This window comes from uncultured Eudoraea sp. (assembly GCF_947258525.1).
Taxonomy (GTDB): Bacteria; Bacteroidota; Bacteroidia; order Flavobacteriales; family Flavobacteriaceae; genus Eudoraea.
Genome location: NZ_CAMYIP010000144.1, coordinates 1 through 2,165 on the forward strand (window position 1 = coordinate 1; position 2,165 = coordinate 2,165).

At 39.0% G+C, this 2,165-nt stretch carries 2 protein-coding genes and 1 pseudogene; 1 reads left to right on the forward strand and 2 read right to left on the reverse strand.

All coding sequences use genetic code 11. The features are described 5' to 3' along the window. Nucleotides 1-181, reverse strand: a 181-nt coding sequence (locus Q0X89_RS10650) for a hypothetical protein (RefSeq protein ID WP_297693939.1), incomplete at its 3' end; no start/stop codon positions are given. A gap of 765 nt (nucleotides 182-946) precedes the next feature. Further along, entirely contained in the window at nucleotides 947-1,363 is a 417-nt protein-coding gene (locus tag Q0X89_RS10655) for an ester cyclase (RefSeq protein ID WP_297693941.1), read from the reverse strand. 604 nt (nucleotides 1,364-1,967) lie between these two features. Here Q0X89_RS10655 and Q0X89_RS10660 point away from each other — a divergent pair. Next, nucleotides 1,968-2,165 (forward strand): annotated as a pseudogene (locus Q0X89_RS10660) (TonB-dependent receptor); the annotation flags it as partial.

Here is a 2,165-nt window from a genome sequence, read left to right on the forward strand (position 1 = left end):
CTTCGGCGGAGATAAATCCACCAGGATAAGGATTGCCGCCTGTAGCATGGTATGTGATGTCTGAGCCTTCCCCCCTTATCGACCAACCTTCATCTTCATTATCAAAAGTGCTTTCCAAAACGATGCTATCAGCATTTGAAAAGGATAGATTGGTTAATGACAATACAACCAGAAATAGCATAATTTTAAAGCATCTCATTACAAAGCCCCTTTCCCATTGTGTAAAATACAATCTCAGGCAAATCAAGAAACAACAGTTTATACGTATTGTGCCAGTATCTAAATTTACACATAATTTCAAATAATTAACTCATATCCAAATCTAATTCTCAATAAAAAAGTCAAGCCACCATTTATTGGCGACTCATCTTTTGATTTAGGATAGTCTGCATTAAGCCCATCCTCCCCTCGATGAGTTCGCATTGTCTTTAGGTTATTAAATCATTCTAATCCATCTTAATGGTCGCAAAAATCATGCAGTATCAAATAGTTATATGTGACTGAGTAATATCAATGGATTATCCCTGTAATAGGAATTATTATCACTGGCTTTTGTGAATTAAATCACATAAAATTGAGAAATCTATTTCCTACTTTTAAGAACTTTATTGTCGGCGAAAGCAACGCTGTTTTCACCTAACTTGCGAATATGTGGAAATCGATAATAATTCATATATGTTATGGTTATCCTAATAATTAAAGGAACTCTGAGTTTTGCATACATAGCAGTTGCGTTGCCAGTAGCAGTTATCTTCCCTTAACCTTGCATCCCCAGTTTGATAATATCGCAAGGTTTGCCGGGGTTCGATTATGACAACAATAACTGATATTTCCAGCACATACACCGCGGGCTCTACCGACTAATTCGGTGATCCGATGACGCAACTGTAAAAAAAGGTCATCGATGCCTATGGCACTTGCCACACTTCGATTTTAGATTCTTTAATTATTCGCTAGGGATGACTCCCAGTTGGACCATAAAACCATAAGTATCGTAGCTCCAAACACACTCTTTCACTTTGCCATCGAAAATACGGTAAATAGTAATACCAAACATGTCTGCCTTTTTGTTAGTAGGTGGGATCCCCATAAATTCACCGGTATGTGTGGCTTTGGCTGACCATTGTTTGGCAACTTTATCGCCCTCGGCAACCATATCTACAATAGTGACTTGTTCATCTGGAAAGCCAGCATTCATTACTGCAACCCATTGCTTGAACTGTTCCAAGTTTTTAACCTCTGGGCTGCTCGGATCGACATTGACGAAATCCGCTGCATAAAATTTGTCTATCATGTCGTGTTTTTTTCCATTCCAGACTTCCTCAACGATCCTTCGAACGACAGCTTTATTGGCTTCTGACATTTTCTCCTCCTTTACGAGTTTAAAGTGTTGGACAAACCGGATTTAATTTCATTATTTTTGCGACTTCAGTAGATCCCCGAAGTAGAACTTTAATATGAGGGTTAGGTAGCTTTATGTGTAAGCGAATATTCAATTAAAACTGCAGAATGAGGTACATATCGGCCAGATGGTTTGGCGTATTATATTCTATGCCAAATGTCAAATCAAAATGAATTCCCGGTCCATGGTGATTAATTGGGTATCTTCACAAAATAACAGTCTTTAAAACGTGTCGGTATCTTGCCATAACCAGCAATCAGTTCATTTTGATGGTTTCATCAGGATATCCAAAATAAAAACCCCATCTCAAATATCAGAAACAGGGTTTCATGATCCATCCATATGCTTTCCCTTTTGATTAAAGGTTGAGCCAAATAATTTTAAAGTACCATAACAATGGCACACTCTGTATTAAAAATCAATGTAATAAGAACTACAAAACGGACCAACGTTATCACCCATTCCTTGATAATCGCTGGATGGTTGCCAACCTTCTCAATTCACGATATATCTATGGGAGTTTTCGTAACTTTGTTTGAATAAAATCAGAGACCGGAGATCCAAAATGGTTGATGAACCCATTGCTACCATGCAGAAGGCATTTTCTTTTAATATGGACAAGGACAAATACGGCACCATTGCTGAGATCGGGGCCGGTCAGGAGGTGTCCCGGTTTTTTTTCAGGGCCGGCGGTGCCGCCGGAACCATCGCAAAGACCATTTCCGCTTACGATATGGACTTCAGCGATGCTATTTACGGCGAA

Coding starts and splice junctions, on each gene's coding strand:
- Q0X89_RS10655 (WP_297693941.1), bottom strand. CDS start 1,363: ATGTCAGAAGCCAATAAAGCTGTCGTTCGAAGGATCGTTGAGGAAGTC.